This is a genomic window from Halomonas sp. AOP43-A1-21, assembly GCF_052376775.1.
GTDB classification, from domain to species: domain Bacteria; phylum Pseudomonadota; class Gammaproteobacteria; order Pseudomonadales; family Halomonadaceae; genus Vreelandella; species Vreelandella colorata.
Genome location: NZ_JBQSWC010000052.1, coordinates 1 through 15603 on the forward strand (window position 1 = coordinate 1; position 15603 = coordinate 15603).

Consider the following 15603-nt stretch of genomic DNA (forward strand, 5'->3'; position numbering starts at 1 on the left):
GCCGAGCGGCCCCTTTTGCGTATGTTTAATACTCGCCCAAAAGCTGCTGGGCGCGTTCCTGCCAACTGCCTTCAATAGACGCCGCCTGAATCAACGCGTTACGGGCTTCATCGGGTTTGTTCTGCTGTCGTCGCAGTATCCCTAAATTTAGCCAGGCTGCCCCCATTTGGGCATCGTATTGGGTCGCCGCGTCAAAAGCTGCCATGGCTTTCTCTGGTTGCCCATTGGCATGCAGGGCGTTGCCCAGCGCAAACTGAGCTAGCGGATTGCTCGGGTAGCGGGCAACAAGGGCTTGCCAGCTGCTTAAGGCTTGTTTTGGCCCGTGGGTTTCTTCATAAGCGCTAATAGCTTCCAGAGCATTACGCGCGTTAATGCCTTCCGGCAGTGTTCCTGGGTCGGCAACAACAAACCCCCAGCGGTCGCTGCGTGCCCAGGTGGCATCAAACCGGCTAAACGAAAGAGTGTGTCGCTCGCGTTCGCCACTGCGCAGGATCAGCGTTTCTTCGGGTAAATCAAACCCGATAGCGACCGCATAGTGCCACATTGGATAAATAGGCAGCGACAGGTTCTGCATCACCACGACCGGGTCGCCGTTAGCCAAATGGTTTAATAGCGCATCCATAGTGCCGCGAATGGGGTAGGCAAGCTGCTGGTGGCGACGAACGGTGGCCAGCATTTCAGGTTGAACACTGCCGTCGCGCCCTGGCAAGAATACTTGCGGAATCAGCTGGTCAACGCTCACCTCAACACCCTGATAGTTCAACACCATGGCAAGCGTTGCCGGGCCGCACTGGTACTCGGTTTGAGCAAAAAACGGTACGTTACGATTTTCTATTTGAGGGGTTAAAGCTTCGTAGGTGCTGTCGAGTAACACCGGACTACGTGCACAGGCAGAAAGCAGTAGAGCGAGCGTAAAAACGCCCGCAAAGCGGGCGTAGGGTAACAACGTTTTCATAGTAACTGGGCTTAGCGGGTAAACGGATAAACGTCGGTCAAGCCGAGAATATCAGTAATCAGCAAAATGATGAAAACGGCAAACAGAGCGCCGATAACACCGCCACCAGCGCCGGCAGGTAGCTGATCAAGCTGCTGAGCCATTTGCTGTGCTTCGGCATCGCTCAGCGCGGCCACACGAGCGTCTACTTCATCAAGATCCACACCCTGCTTTAGCAGCTGGTCCTGTACATCGGCACGGGCCAGAATTTCATTGATTTTCTCACGGTCAGCACCGGCACGATCACCTGCTAAAACAGACTGAGTTGAAACGAGATCCATAGATTGCGGAGCGGCAGGTGCAGCAGCAACGGGCAAACTGGTGATCACGAGCGCCGCGATTAAGAGCGTAGAGAGGTAAGCGCGCAATGTTTTCATCGTCTTCTTCCTTATAGACTGTTCAGAGGGGAGAGGTACTTTACTGCTGGAATCAAGAGTATAGAAATAAAACGCGTGAGTTTTAAGTCAATTGTGCAAGATGCTAATTATTTGCACTAATGCGGTAGGTCGAGGCCATTTCAGAAAGTATGCCTTTACCACCGGCCATGGTCATCGCCAAATCATGCAGACCGGGCCATAACGGCACCACCGATGCACCTTTCACGGCAAGATCAAGTCGCTGGGCCATCAACAGGAGTTTATGCAAACGTTTCATGGGAAGGCGTTTAATGGCTTTTTGATAGGCGGGACGGCGCTTGTCAAAAATCATCGGCTTTTGGGTTTTGCAGGCATGTTCAAAGCTCTGTCCTTGATCCAAATGCTGATGCAGCGAGAGCAGGGTGCGCAGTTCGCGACTTAATGCCCATAGCACGATAGGTGCTTCGATGCCTTCACTACGCAGGCCCTGCACAATACGCGAAGCGCGGCTGGTTTCGCCTTTTAAACAGGCATCCGCCAGGTTGAAAACGTCAAAGCGCGAGCTGTCTTCAACGCCCTGAGCAATGCTTTCCACGTTTAATCGCGTGCCTTGAGGGTGAATCAGCGAGAGTTTTTGAAGCTCCTGATCAGCCGCCAGCAGGTTGCCCTCGGTACGTTCGCCTAAGAGGCGTGCCGCCTCAAGATCAATTTGCAGACCATGGAGTGATGCGCGATCGCGAAGCCAGTAACCAAGACGTGAGTTGTCCACCGGCCATACGGGTACGAACACACCGTGCTTGTCGAGGGCTTTAAACCAAGCACTTTTTTGCTGCTTGGCGTCTAGCTTGCCCATGCTGATAAGCAGTATATCGTCGCTACCTTCCATCATTTCAGCGTACTGAACCAAGGCCTTGCTACCTTCCTGGCCAAGCTTATGGGTGCCTAGCCGCACTTCCATTAGTTTTTGAGTAGCAAACAACGACAAATTGCTCGAGGCTTCCAATAAACGCCCCCAGGCAAAGTTGGCATCTACATCCAGCACTTCGCGTTCTTCAATACCCGCCTGACGAGCAGCCGTACGCACGGCATCGCAGGCATCACGATGCTGAAGCGGTTCTTCACCGGCCACAATGACTACCTTGGGCAGTTTTTTGGCAAGCGCTGCAGGTAGCTGGTCAGCAAAAACCTTCACTCAAAACCCTTAACGTTCGCCAGGCGTTCGACAATCCGCTGCGCTAGCTGACGGGCAAGCGTGTCCTGAGCTTCCCTAAAGAGCGTCTCGCGGTTAAGCAAGTCGTCATCATTGACCCGGATGCGGCTACTGACAGCCACGGTTGCGTTATTAAGCGCATAGGCATTGGTGTCGCGCTGTTGCACGGATAGCGTCGTGCTAAGTGTCAGCTCATGTTCACGACTGGCACGACTGTCACTGCCTATACGCCGCTCTAAACGAGAAGGCGGCCCTAATGTAACGCGCCAAGGCGCAGAGGGATCAACCTCAGTGCCCAGCTGCTGCAGGCGTGCGCGTAGCTGTTGTGCCGTAGCACTGGTCACATCGCCTTCAAGGGCAAGCGCAGGCAGAGTGGGCATGGAGCCGCTGCCGCGTAGATGAAAGCCACAGCCGCTAAGTAGCACTGCCGCCGAGGCGGCAATGCTGGTAGTCAGAAAGGTACGTCGGTTCATCCGCTTACCACGATGTTTACCAGCTTACCCGGCACGACAATCACTTTACGGACCGTTTTGCCTTCCAAGTGGCGCTGGACGTTTTCGTTTTCCATCGCGAGCTTCTCGATGGCTGCTTTGTCCGCACTCGCCGGAGCTTCCAGGCGAGCACGTAATTTACCGTTCACCTGAACAACGAGTTCGATGTTGTCACGCGTAAGTGCTGCTTCATCAATAACCGGCCATTGTGCTTCAATCGCAGGCTCTGTGTACCCCAGGCTCTGCCACAGGCTGTGACAAAGGTGCGGCGTAATTGGCGCAAGCAGCAGCACGCAGGCTTCAAGCGCTTCACGGCTAACCGCCAGACCCAGCTCGGAAGTATCATCGAACTTGCCAATCGCGTTGGAAAGCTCCATGACTGCCGCAATCGCCGTATTGAACGTGGTACGGCGACCAATATCATCGCTGGCTTTCTTAATCGTTTCATGGGTTTTACGACGCAGCGCTTTCTGATCATCGTTAAGCGTATCCAGGGTTAATTCACCCGGTGTACCCGCTTCGATGTGCTCGTTGACCTGACGCCATATCCGCTTGAGGAAACGGTGCGAGCCTTCAACGCCTGAATCAGACCATTCCAGCGACTGTTCGGGCGGAGCGGCAAACATCATGAACAGGCGAACCGTATCAGCCCCGAACCTGTCGATCATCGACTGTGGGTCAACGCCATTGTTCTTCGATTTGGACATTTTCTCAATGCCGCCCATCTCAACCGGCTGGCCGTCACTCATAAGCACTGCGCTCAACGGGCGACCTTTATCATCACGCTGAACTTCAACATCGGCTGGATTGAACCACTGCTTGCCGCCGTTATCGGTGGTGCGATAGAAGGTTTCCGCGATCACCATGCCCTGCGTTAACAGCTGTTGGAACGGCTCGTCAGAATCCACCAGACCAAAATCACGCATCAGCTTGTGGAAGAAGCGGGCATACAGCAGGTGCAGGATAGCGTGCTCGATACCGCCAATATAAAGATCAACCGGCAGCCAGTAGTTGGCGCGATCATCCAGCATGGCGTCGTGGTTATCGGCACAGCAGAAGCGTGCAAAGTACCACGAGGACTCCATAAAGGTGTCGAAGGTATCGGTTTCACGTACCCAGCCATCGCCTAGATCAGAAAACTCGGGCATTTTCTTAAGTGGTGAACCGGAGGCGTCCACGGTTACTTCCATAGGCAGCGCCACCGGAAGCTCATCGTCAGTTAGCGGAACGGTTTGACCTTCCGGGCCGTATTTAACCGGAATCGGCGCGCCCCAGTAGCGCTGGCGGGCAACGCCCCAATCGCGCAGGCGGAAGTTGGTTTTGGTTTCACCCCGGCCCATTTCCGCAAGCTTGGCGGCAATCGCATCGAACGCCTGCTCGAACTCGAGGCCATCGAACTCACCGGAATTGATTAGCTTGCCGTGCTCGATAAACGCGGCTTCGGAAAGATTTGGCGTTTGGCCGTTTTCATCAGCGATAACCGGTTTAATCTCGACGCCATACTTGGTGGCGAATTCCCAGTCGCGCTGATCGTGAGCAGGTACCGCCATGACTGCGCCGGTGCCAAATTCCATAAGTACGAAGTTAGCCACAAAAACCGGGACTTTATCACCGGTCAATGGATGAACCGCCAAATGGCCGGTCGCCATGCCAAGCTTTTCTTTGGTGGCCATTTCCGCTTCAGACGTACCGCCTTTGGCGCACTCGGCACAGAACGTGGCAAGCTCGCTATTATGCTCCGCCGCCTGTTTTGCAAGCGGGTGGCCTGCGGCAACTGCCACATAGGTAACGCCCAACAGTGTATCCGGGCGGGTGGTGTAAACCGCCAGCGGCTCAACTGCGCTGCCATCGGACGCTTCAATATCAAAGGTCAGCTCAACGCCACGAGATTTGCCAATCCAGTTGCGCTGCATGGTTTTGACCTGCTCAGGCCACTCCACTTTATCCAGATCAGTCAGCAGCTCGTCGGCATAGTCGGTGATTTTCAAGAACCACAGCGGAATTTCTTTGCGCTCAACCGGGGCGCCAGAGCGCCAGCCACAGCCATCAATGACCTGTTCATTGGCGAGTACGGTCTGATCGACCGGGTCCCAGTTCACCGTGGACATCTTCTTATATACCAGGCCTTTTTCAATCAGCTTGGTGAAGAACCACTGCTCCCAGCGGTAGTAACTGGTATCGCAAGTAGCGAATTCACGGCTCCAGTCGTAGGCAAAACCCAACGCCTTTAACTGGTTACGCATGTAATCAATATTCTGGTAGGTCCACTTGGCAGGCGGTACCTGGTTTTGAATAGCGGCATTTTCCGCAGGCATGCCGAAGGCGTCCCAGCCCATGGGCTGCATCACATTTTTACCCTGCATGCGCTGGAAACGTGAGACAACGTCGCCGATAGTATAGTTACGCACATGGCCCATGTGCAGCTTACCGCTGGGGTAGGGGAACATGGATAGGCAGTAAAACTTCTCGCGATTAGCGTCTTCTACTGCTTTGAAGCACTGATGTTTGTCCCAGTACTGCTGGGCGTCACGTTCGATTTCACGAGGGCTATAGTGTGCGTCCATCGGTTTTTTTAATGCCTTGGCGTATCCGCCCAATTTGGGCGCAAAGTGAATGGTAGATGACGACTGTCAGATAAGTAATGTCGATTGTATCCTATGAAGGAGTATCCTTGAACGGCAAGCTGATGATAGGAAATAACTGCGTCGATAAAAGGAGAGGTACCATGAGTGAACAACACAATGACCATCGCCTGCGTGAGGGCTATGAACGCCTGCTGGAACGCATGCAGGATGGCGCCAATGAGCTGACGTGGGACAACTTGCAAAAGGATCTAGACGACGCAGTCGCTTTTGAGGCAGAGCTTGAAGAGTACACCAAAGATGAGCTGGCGTTGCTGCGCGCATGGGTGGAGCGTGATCTAAAAGATATGCGGTACTACCTGGCCGATACCGGTATGCAGGTCGCCACGTGGCTGGGCATTGATATCAGCGGCCTGTCGCGGCGGGTAGCGGAGTCGCTACTGTCTATCGCCGACCGCAGTGTGGTTGAGCGTGAACGCTTTGCCGAAGACCTGGAGGCAGCTCGGGCTGATTACTGTGAAGGTGAAATAGCCGCCCCTGGCTTGATGGCTTGTGTGCATTGCGATGCCCAGGTGATGCTGCCGCAGGTGGCTCGCCTGGAACCTTGCCATCAGTGTGGGCACCGCTATTTCTACCGATTCCCCAATAAAATCATCGAAACGTAAGCGTTGCTGTCTGGGATAAATACGTAGACGTGGCAGCCCTTTACAGGGCTGCCTACGCCTATTCAGCTAACTGACTAAATAGCTCAACCCGGCAATCGAGCCCAGCGAAAGCAGGCTCATCACTCCCGCATAAAACAGATTGTTCTTCATCATGCGATAACCGCTAACGCCGTAGCGTCCCTGCAGGGATAAATTAATCCCCGACAATGGCCCGACGCTGGTGCCCACTGCCCATGAACATAGTCCCACAAAGGCAAACAGGGTGTGTTCTCCGCCTTGCAAGCTCACCATGGAAGCCAGTACCGAAACCCCAATAATCGGGTGAAGGCCCGCCAGCGCACTCAGCACGATCGCGATAAAACTGACCATGCCCTGTGAAGCCCCAAAGGATTCAAACAGTGTCCAATCGCTGCCTGCTATTGCAGCGACCAAGGTAGATAGGCCAAGTGTTAAGAGGCCCGCCGCTAAAAATAACGAGATCTCACCGCGCATCGCCGGTAAACGTGTCGTCGTGTGCTGACGAACGCGGCGAAGCGTATAGCGTGGCCCCTCCCGCAAGTTATAAAGTGAAGCGACGCCTGGAATTAAAAAAGTGATAATTCCCACAATGGACAGCTCAGGCGTAAGCCAAAAGTGAAACACCATGACCAGCAGCGCCATCACGACCGGCATCAATAAACTGCGCGGTGCCAGTGAGAAGCCCAGCACATTGCTTAAATCAAACCGGCGCGCTAGTTCCAGGGTGGTCAGTAATCCTGATGCCATCGCCAAAGGAAGACCAAACAGCGCAACGTGGGAGTACTGCATCTCGGGGGCTAAGGCGATGACGATGCCCATGGATGCAAAAAAGGGGGACCACGTCGCGGCACTGGAAAGCCCGCGGTTAAGCGCCAGATACTGAGGCATGGAGAGGGGGGCAGAGCGCGCCAAACGATCGCCGACCATAATAATCGTCGACATGTTCAAGATCGTGCCCAGAAAATGCACGCCTAACCACGTGCGCAAAATGCCGCCGCTGCCCGTCAGCTTCTTACCGGAGGCTTTTTTTCGCCCCTGTTGTTTGCCGACGAGAGAAATAAAGCTCACGCCGACAAGCATGGCCGCCACAAAAGCATTGCCCTGAAGCATCGCGGGCCAATCCACCTCGGCGTTATAAACAAGGCGTGCCACTAACAGCATCGAAAGGCCCAAGCCCATCAACACCCCCGCCTGAACCCGCGAGCGCTTAGGGATATCCCGCCAAAGCAACGCCACCGAGAGCCATAGCAAATAGCTCACCGCATGCGCCGTATTTACTAAGCCCGTAAAACCGAGAATCTGAGCGATCAGCCCAAGCAAAATCAGCACGCCCGCTAAACGCTGTCGAGAAGAGGTCTCTTGCATGACAAACCCTTAATAGTGAATTAGCAGGCTAATAGGATTGGCAATGAAAGACCAGCAGGAGAAGCGGTAGCCTCAACTTTAGACGCAACCTGTGCTTATTCGCGTTCTAAAGCACAGTCCTCGCCAAGTGTTACGCTATCAAACCATGGCATTTCCATGTTTTCATTAAGCCAAGTGCTGCAAGCCATCAATAGCGTTGAAGGAGGAACTCTGTGAATATTAAATTACACCGTATTTACGAAGAGAATGCACCCCAAGGCTACCATGCGCTTGTAGATAGACTTTGGCCGCGGGGCGTGTCAAAAGAGGACGCTGACCTGGATGGCCATTGGAGGGAGCTGGCGCCGAGTAACACATTGCGTGAGTGGTTTAATCATGACCCGGACAAGTGGAGCGATTTTCGGAAGAAGTACATGAGTGAACTGAGCGAACAAAAAGAGAAAGCCAAAGAGTATCTTGCAGACGTTAGCCAGAAAAACCTTGTGCTTTTGTACGGCGCCAAGGATAAGCAGTACAGCCACGCGCACGTTTTGAAGGAGTATCTGGAGAAGCTGGGCTAGTCAGGTAAATCGCAAACGCATGCATTCCCTATCGAGGCGTGTAATGAATAAAGAAGCACAGCTAGGCGATTGGATTACCCAGGATCCAATGCGCATGCAGGCGCTAAGGGTAGCGGCGCAAGAACGCCTGCCCAACTGGTGTATTGCGGCGGGGTTTGTACGCAATCTTGCCTGGGACAGGGCCCATGGCTACCCTCATTCAACACCGCTCAACGATATCGATTTGATTTATTTCGACGCCGACGCTATCTCTGAAAACCGGGATCGCGATCTCGAAAAAAAATTGCGCCGCCTATCCGAGGTGGCGTGGTCGGTCAAAAATCAGGCCAGAATGCATGTGCGGAATCTGGACCAGCCCTATACCTCAACGGCGGATGCCATGAGCTACTGGGTAGAGGTTCAAACCGCCGTGGGTGCATCGCTGGATGATAACGGTGAGGTGGTGATTATCGCACCGTTCGGGGTTGAGCCTTTATTTGATTTTACTATCACGCTGAATACCAAAAGGCCCAAGCCACTCGACTTTAAACGGCGTATTGCTGAAAAACGCTGGTTGGAGAGATGGCCCCAATTAAAGGTGGTAAATCCTTAACGAGGCCTTAGCGTTATTGCGCGCTGCAGTAGGCGCTGAGCGGTAACCTCTCCAATCACACCTGCCGTGGTCTGATCGAAGGGGTTAGCCTTTCATTTTGGTAAATCATCTAGTGTGTGCTTCGGTTACTTTCTGCTTTGGCAGCGGAACGGTCATTATTTCTTCATTAGCCATTTTATTATCGATTTCAAGCGTAGGTTGTTCCATGTGGCGCGCTTGGCGCTTCAGAATACTGGTATACAAAAATTGGTTATAAACCGCCCAGCAGTGGAAGGTTAAAAAGGTGATAATAAAACTGACGGCGACTACTTTGATCATCAGTGAGCCGTAAAGCTGTTCAAGGATGGCTTCTTCGATGATAAAGAAGGTGTATAGCCTTGCCAGTACAAGCAGCCACAAGATAAGGGTGGCCGTTGTAATAATGACGTCGCGGATACGATAGCCCAAGCCTTTCTGGCAGGGGTTATCAATAATGATAGGTACGAGTTTATTGTTCATGGAAGCGTTCTCCTCGGTCTGGGCTGGTCCAGGTGGCAAGCCTTCCCTGTTGACGCATCATGGCTTTGGGGAAGGCAATAACGACGGTCGCCATATTGAGAATCCAGTAAGCAAATGGGTACCAAATGCTCCAATAAACGCAGCGAAATATCTCTTTGTCGTAGCGGCTGTCGATATAAAAACTAACGGTAAACTGGATAAAGCTAATCGCTATTAGGATGCTGCCAAAATACGAGAACGCCTGGGTGGTGATGGGCCATGCCGTGGGTTGGGTGGCCTGAGAAACAAGCCAGGCGATCAGTAGCGCGATAACTGAGTAGCACCAAATCACGCTGATGATGTATTCCAGCATCAGAGGCCAGAAGCGCCGGTTCTTCCAGCGAATGGTTTGAGAGAAGTAGCGTAGAACGACTTCGCCGCCACCTTGGGACCAGCGCAGCCGCTGTTTGAACAGCCCGCGCAGCGTTTCAGGCATCAATACCCAGCACATGGCGCGTGGTTCATAGCGGACATGGCCACCTGCCAGCTGCAAACGCCAGCTCACGTCGATATCTTCGGTAATCATATCGGTGTTCCAGCCACCGACTTTCTCCAGCGCTGTGCGCCTAAACGCGCAGATAACGCCGGATATAGTGAATACCATGCCGTAAATCCGTTGGGCGCGTTTGATGAGCCCGATAATTGCAGAAAATTCGCCGGTTTGTATTTTGCCAATGGCGGTTGAGCGGGTTCTCACTCGGGGATTGCCAGTGACGCCGCTTACTCTAGAGCTGCTGATAAAATGCCCCATCATATAGCCAATAGCGTCGTAATCGAGAATGGCATCTCCGTCGATCCCCACGATGATATCGCTGGTCGCCTCACTCAGCCCATGATTCATGGCGCTGGCTTTGCCCTGATTGGGTTGATGCAGTACTTTTAAGCCTGGATACTCAAGCGCGAGTGCTTCAAGCCGACTACCTGTGTCATCCTTACTGCCATCATTAATGGCAATAACATGCATTTGTGGATAGTTCTGCTTGAAAAGATGATGAACGGTTTCATCGACATTAGCGCCCTCGTTATAGCAGGGTAGCAGCACCGTGACGGATGGCGCGTTTTCATCCCATTCAAGCTTGGCAGGCCAGGGCTGCTTGCGCTCCCAATGTATATAAAAGTAAATACCGCCACAGATCCAGATGGTTGCCATGAGGCTTGGGTAGCCAAGCGTAAAGATGGCTAGGTATTCAAGTATGTTCATGGTGTTGCCCTAAAGCGGCGGCCAATGGAAAAAGCTGGGCGTAGCACACTAAGGTTTGGATGGTTCTGGAGAAAATCATCCGGGTAATAGCCGATATGCTGAATGCCTTCTTCACGCAGCAAACGTACCCATCGTGCTAACTCTTCGCTGGAAACGGGTGTTTGGGTGCGCCAATCCTGGGTTTGCAGTTCAAAGACCAACTGTTTGGCACTCACCTGAGCAAGCGAATGTCTGGCTAATTCGCGTAGCCACTCATCCGGATTTTCAGCCTGTTCCATATAGGGCATGGCCATTACGGCAACAAAATCGTAGCCCGCCGCAAAGTTCTGGATATCCTGAGAGAACCATTGCTGACTTTCCGGATTCATCACCGTGCCGGCATACAGGTTACGCGCAGTAGTGAACTCTTTATTGTCTGCCTGGCGATAGTAGTTGGCTGCCTGCTCCAGCTCTCGGGTGAAGTCGGTTAAAAATTGGGTTTTATGTTGTGTCCAGGCCGCCATAAGGCTTGCATCATTATTAATAGCGGCAATATCGCGAGGTAAGGAGGCCTGAGCGTATGCCGTGAGTGCTTCAGGGTTGGCATCCTCAAAGTCGTTCAGAAACGCGTCATCGTGAAATATCAAGCCATCGAATTTCGTCAGGCGGCCAAGGTCCTGATAAATTTCGCGAATGATGCGCCGGTTGTCTTCCACATAGGGGGAAAGGCGGCGGTAGCGGTCGGGAGACTCAAGGCCGGTTTGCGAGTCGGTGACATAGCGGTGGTCGTCGCCAAGGTCAAACGAGAGCACCGGCATCCACGCATATACCTTGACGTTAGCGCGTTTCTTCAACTGCCAGGCCACACGGTTGAACAGATCGGCCCTTACCGGCAAATGGCGGTTGGGGAAGTAGAGCTCATCGGCCACGCCATCACCATCGGGATCAGCAAACGCCTGCAAGTAAACGGTGGTAACGCCATAGTTGTAGATACGCTCGATCAGCCTGTCGAGATTCTGTTCTTGCTGAATGGGGTCAGCGTCGTAAACATAGTCTATATCGACGTGAACAATACGCAGGTCTTCTGGTTCCCAGACGCGGTCGGATAGAATCTCTTCAATTGTTTGAAGACCGGTTTCCTGATCGATCAGGTAGCGATTGATTGAGCGCATAGAGCTATGCAGCTGGTTGGGAGCGCTTAACAGGCTAAAGGTGTAGATCATGCCGTATTCAGCGGCGATATCCAGCGTTGCCTGACTAGACGCCCCGTAAGGCCATACCATCATGCGGGGCGAGCGGCCCATGTGTGTCTGAAACTGCTGCTGGGTTCTTGCCATATCGTTGCGAATTCGTTCTACATAAGCGGCCTCACTTTCGTAGCCGGATTGCGGGTTCCAAATGCTGGTCACCGCGGCTGCCTGTTCGTTACCCATCGGGTTGCCTTTAACCCCGTAATGCAGGTTGTAGGTGTGAGAGGCGATTTCAACCAGCGGCGATTCGTCCAGAATCTGAACCTGCTCCCAGGTTAAAAATCGATCCCGGGGCAGGGTAATACTGCCGTAAGGTACCCGGCCGTTTTCAGGGACATCCAGCCAACTGCCGACGACTGCTTGAACGGCCGGAAACCCGTACAGCTTGAGCAGCGGGAAGACGATATCGTAGAAACTGCGATAGCCATCATCAAAGGTGAGCAGTACTGCTTTATCGGGTAGAGGCTGCCCACCTGCTTTGGCATCGACAATTTGCTGCAGACTGACCGGTTGATAGCCACCTGCCGTTAGTAAATTGAAATGTTCTATTAACCGGGCGCGGGTGATGGTTTGTGAGTAAATAGGTAAGTCAGGAGTGACGGTACTATCCACAATATCGTGATAGCTGATGACTACATAGTCACCGGGGGTACGTTCAGCGTGGGCTTGTTGTAGCCCCAGCATGACCAGCAGGGCAGCGTTAACAAGACATACGCGCCAAAATTTCATAAAAACCTCCATACAAAGCTGGCCGAAATACTGTTGTCGTACTCAGGGGTGCCGTCGTAAACGGCCCTTTGTCTTGAAATGCCGTACTCGATGCTGAGCGTGGGCGCTATTAGCCACTCGTGCTGATAGCCCACTGACCACGTGTTTTCGCTATTTTGATCCTCCTGCCAGTAGTGCCCTGATCCTAGAGATAGGGTTTGTGTAAAGGATTTTCGGTAATCAAGAGGAAGCTCATAGCTAAGGGATAACACGCCGCTCAGATTGGCATCACGGCGTGGGTTGAAATAACTGGCTTCAACTTCGTCATTACGTGAGGCAGCCGCTTGTATCTCGCCGTTAACCTGCCAACGATCAAAGTGATAAAGTATCTGGTCCCAGTAGCCGTAAACCGATTGGCGTAGGTTGCTGTCGCTAAAGTCGGTTGCCATTATGCCAATTGCACCTGCGCCTCGTTCGTCATGGCGGTAGGCCAACTCTCCCCGGTAACGGTCAGCGGTTACTCCATCGCGTAGTGCCCGCAGAGGAGTGTCTGGGGTGTTAAGCTCAACGCCTAACGTGGTGGTGAGGTGATCCGATACCGCGTAGCGAAGCTCGGTACGGGCCATAAAATCGTTATTGAGCTGAGCGCCGTGTCCGGCGGCAATCGTCACGGTTGCCGGATAGAGATTCCATTCGTAGCCTGCGGCTGTATACGCCGCGTACAGGTTTTCGCCTTCAAACTCACCATATTGACCAATGCGTTGTGCGAACGCGCGTGAGCCATTCTCATCGCGCGGCCCTTCCAGCAGCACCTCATAGCGCCATTCCTTAGAGGCCTGAGTGCCACTTCCTTCGCCTTCACTACGGGCGACCGTGCTGCTCAATTGGGGAGCGCGCAATTCGCGCCACTCGCGGACCAGTTGGTCACGCGTTGGGCTAGGCCTGGCGTTGGCCAGTTCACTGGCAATTTGGGTTGTGGTATCGCGCCACTGGCCACGCTGGAGTCTGGAAAGCAGTACTCCATGACGTGGTGCATCTCGCTGTGTGGGCGGCATTAACTGTTCGGCGTGCTGATATGATTCTTCTGCTTTTCGTGGCCAGCCACGGTCACGCTCAAGATCACCTTTGATCTGCCAAAGGTACGGGTCGCCAGGTGCCTGGTCCTGGTAGCTGGCCAGGCGTTCGCTAGCGGCACCTGCATCGCCACGCCACGAGGTAAGCAATATTTCGAGTAACAGAATTTTTTGATAGTTGGGGTTGTCGATGCGCGTTGTGCGGGTGAAATCCCAGCGTTGTTCGGGTTCGCCCGCACGCCATGCCGCCAGTAACCGGTCTGCATCACGAAAGCGTTGTGCATCCGTATAGCTGTAAAAGAGCCCTTCATTGAGAGGGTCGTCTGGGTCAGAGGCTTTTTCAGGCGCCTGCTGGATCAGGCTCTCGTAAAGCGTTGCCGCTTGATTGGGACGGCCTAAACCATTTAATGCATAAGCTCTGGCGCGATTGACGTAAGTTGGCAATTGACCGTGCTGGTTTTCAAGCCGCGTCGCGAGTGCCTCCGCTTCGGGGAATTGTCTAAGTTCGGCAAGTGCTACCACTTTGTCATATTCAGCCAGGGCGATGAGCTCTGGAGGCGCATTTGTTATTTGCAAAACGTTATTTAACTGCGCCAATCCGGTGCGGGTTCTGGATGGCTGATCCGTGTGGATCCCCAGGCGTATATCAGTGACCGCTTCGTAGTAGGTAAGCCACAAACGATCACTTTCCGAGAATACGTTGGGGTTGGTCTGCATGATCTGTCGGGCAGCAGAGCTTGCTCCCAGGCCTACCGCCAAGCGATAAAGCGCTTGAAGCTCGTTGGTGTTTGCGGGGTCTTGCTCTACCAGTGCCTGCCGGGCGCTCAGTTCTTGCATAGCGTTAGAGGTACGCGATGCAAGGTAGCCTCTGGCTTCCAACCCAGCGGTGGTGGTGCCCGCAACTTGGCTATACTGCTGTAAAGCAATATCGGCCATGGTGTAATTGCCCATGTCGGTTTGAACTAAGGCACGCCCGAGCCAACCTTCTGCATTGCCAGGATTACGATAGGTAAGCGCCTGAAATAGCGAGAGTGCTTTGGGATAGTCGCCCGCACTACGGGCCGCGCCAGCCAGGTTGGCAAGTTCGTTTTCAGCGAAATCATTTGGCTGGCACCAAGAGCAAACAGCCAATGCCTCTTGGTATTGTCCGGCACGCACCTGTAACGCAATCAGATCGGCACGTACGCGTGTATTTTGTGTTTGGGAATAAAGTGCTTTAAGCCCTTCAATCGAGGTTTCCAAACCTCCTTGACGTGCCTGAACCACTAGAGTTTCACGCTGCATATCGGTAGTGTTTTGCCCGTAGGCTGTCTCTACGGTTAAACAGGCAAGTAGGCAAACCGGCAATAAGGAGCGAGGACGACCGTGCATGGCGTTATTCCTACACTGAAAGGAAGTGGCAACTGCATATGGTTACTAAGAACATATGTTTTCAGTGTATAAGAGGATCTAAGCGATAGAACTAGGGTAAATGTTGATATTGTAGGGGATAATAATAAGTAAAATTCCGCGTCAGACTCAGCCTTATTAATGAGTTTCAAGAAATTAAATTTTTAGTATTTTTAGTTCTTTTTTCATTTTTTATAGATAGTTGCAGTAGCTCTGCTTTAAAGCGGAAAGCCTCGCTAACCTATAATTATTGAGCGATAAAGTAAAAGTAGCGGAACTTTTAAAGAACACAGCGTATTAGATAGTGCCGGTTAAAAATAAATCATCTAATGTATGTTAGGTATTTCCATTACATAAGAGTGAAGTAGCTTATTGAGACCGACTGAGTGTGTGGTTGTAGGCTAATAGGACGTTTATTGACTATATGAAGCATCTGGTCATTCAAAAAATGGGCGTCAGTTGATTTTTTGAATGTTTAGGCGATTGGTAAATTCGTTTAGGAGGAAATCATGGTTTCTGATATGCAACACCAGGCTAAATGCCTTTGCGGTGCTGTGGGCATAACTATCACTATGCAAAGTAATCATATCAGTGTTTGTCACTGTTCAATGTGTCGAAAATGGGGCGGTGGGC

14 protein-coding genes are annotated in these 15603 nt (G+C 52.6%); 4 read left to right on the forward strand and 10 right to left on the reverse strand.

Annotated features, from left to right (window positions below; translation table 11 throughout):
- Nucleotides 1–25: 25 nt before the first annotated feature.
- The 5 genes from ACT3R7_RS19620 to leuS all read right to left on the reverse strand — a co-directional run bounded on the left by ACT3R7_RS19620 (nt 26) and on the right by leuS (nt 5615).
- Nucleotides 26–955: a PA2778 family cysteine peptidase gene (locus ACT3R7_RS19620; protein WP_193092833.1), complete on the reverse strand. Its 930-nt coding sequence runs from the start codon at nt 953–955 to the stop codon at nt 26–28.
- A gap of 11 nt (nt 956–966) precedes the next feature.
- On the reverse strand, nt 967–1371 hold the full coding sequence (locus tag ACT3R7_RS19625) for a PA2779 family protein (RefSeq protein WP_018917282.1): 405 nt from the start codon (nt 1369–1371) through the stop codon (nt 967–969).
- Between the two features lie 103 nt (nt 1372–1474).
- Nucleotides 1475–2542, reverse strand: coding sequence for a DNA polymerase III subunit delta (holA, locus tag ACT3R7_RS19630; protein WP_192537870.1), 1068 nt, complete (start codon nt 2540–2542; stop codon nt 1475–1477).
- Nucleotides 2539–3033 carry an LPS-assembly lipoprotein LptE gene (locus tag ACT3R7_RS19635; RefSeq protein ID WP_192537871.1) on the reverse strand — a complete coding sequence of 165 codons (495 nt, stop codon included), beginning with the start codon at nt 3031–3033 and terminating at the stop codon, nt 2539–2541. The genes holA and ACT3R7_RS19635 overlap by 4 nt, the downstream gene beginning before the upstream one ends.
- Nucleotides 3030–5615 (reverse strand): leucine--tRNA ligase, encoded by a 2586-nt coding sequence (gene leuS, locus ACT3R7_RS19640; protein ID WP_192537872.1) that lies wholly within the window; start codon nt 5613–5615, stop codon nt 3030–3032. Before leuS ends, ACT3R7_RS19635 begins: the two co-directional genes overlap by 4 nt.
- 161 nt (nt 5616–5776) lie before the next feature.
- Between leuS and ACT3R7_RS19645 the strand changes: the two genes are divergently transcribed.
- Nucleotides 5777–6298, forward strand: coding sequence for a zinc ribbon-containing protein (locus tag ACT3R7_RS19645; protein ID WP_018917278.1), 522 nt, complete (start codon nt 5777–5779; stop codon nt 6296–6298).
- Between the two features lie 66 nt (nt 6299–6364).
- Here the strand turns inward: ACT3R7_RS19645 and ACT3R7_RS19650 are convergent, their stop codons facing one another.
- Nucleotides 6365–7681 (reverse strand): hypothetical protein, encoded by a 1317-nt coding sequence (locus ACT3R7_RS19650; protein WP_192537873.1) that lies wholly within the window; start codon nt 7679–7681, stop codon nt 6365–6367.
- Between the two features lie 212 nt (nt 7682–7893).
- Here ACT3R7_RS19650 and ACT3R7_RS19655 point away from each other — a divergent pair, with 212 nt between their 5' ends.
- Together ACT3R7_RS19655 and ACT3R7_RS19660 are read left to right on the forward strand one after the other, a co-directional pair.
- On the forward strand, nt 7894–8241 hold the full coding sequence (locus tag ACT3R7_RS19655) for a DUF488 domain-containing protein (protein ID WP_192537874.1): 348 nt from the start codon (nt 7894–7896) through the stop codon (nt 8239–8241).
- Nucleotides 8242–8284: 43 nt separating this feature from the next.
- A complete protein-coding gene (locus ACT3R7_RS19660) occupies nt 8285–8833 on the forward strand; it encodes a nucleotidyltransferase family protein (RefSeq protein WP_496199386.1) in 549 nt (182 codons plus the stop codon).
- A gap of 105 nt (nt 8834–8938) precedes the next feature.
- On the opposite strand, the gene ACT3R7_RS19665 is transcribed toward ACT3R7_RS19660, so the two are convergent.
- From ACT3R7_RS19665 to pgaA, 4 genes are read right to left on the reverse strand one after another with little or no spacing between them, the layout of a single operon-like run.
- On the reverse strand, nt 8939–9331 hold the full coding sequence (locus ACT3R7_RS19665; protein ID WP_192537876.1) for a hypothetical protein: 393 nt from the start codon (nt 9329–9331) through the stop codon (nt 8939–8941).
- Nucleotides 9321–10571: a poly-beta-1,6-N-acetyl-D-glucosamine synthase gene (gene pgaC / locus ACT3R7_RS19670; RefSeq protein WP_192537877.1), complete on the reverse strand. Its 1251-nt coding sequence runs from the start codon at nt 10569–10571 to the stop codon at nt 9321–9323. Before pgaC ends, ACT3R7_RS19665 begins: the two co-directional genes overlap by 11 nt.
- Complete coding sequence (pgaB, locus tag ACT3R7_RS19675; RefSeq protein WP_192537878.1) at nt 10568–12529, reverse strand: poly-beta-1,6-N-acetyl-D-glucosamine N-deacetylase PgaB; 1962 nt, start codon at nt 12527–12529, stop codon at nt 10568–10570. The genes pgaC and pgaB overlap by 4 nt, the downstream gene beginning before the upstream one ends.
- Nucleotides 12526–14952, reverse strand: coding sequence for a poly-beta-1,6 N-acetyl-D-glucosamine export porin PgaA (pgaA, locus tag ACT3R7_RS19680; protein WP_192537879.1), 2427 nt, complete (start codon nt 14950–14952; stop codon nt 12526–12528). Before pgaA ends, pgaB begins: the two co-directional genes overlap by 4 nt.
- 539 nt (nt 14953–15491) lie before the next feature.
- Between pgaA and ACT3R7_RS19685 the strand changes: the two genes are divergently transcribed.
- Nucleotides 15492–15603 (forward strand): GFA family protein (locus ACT3R7_RS19685; RefSeq protein WP_496199387.1); only part of this gene is annotated, 112 nt, incomplete at its 3' end.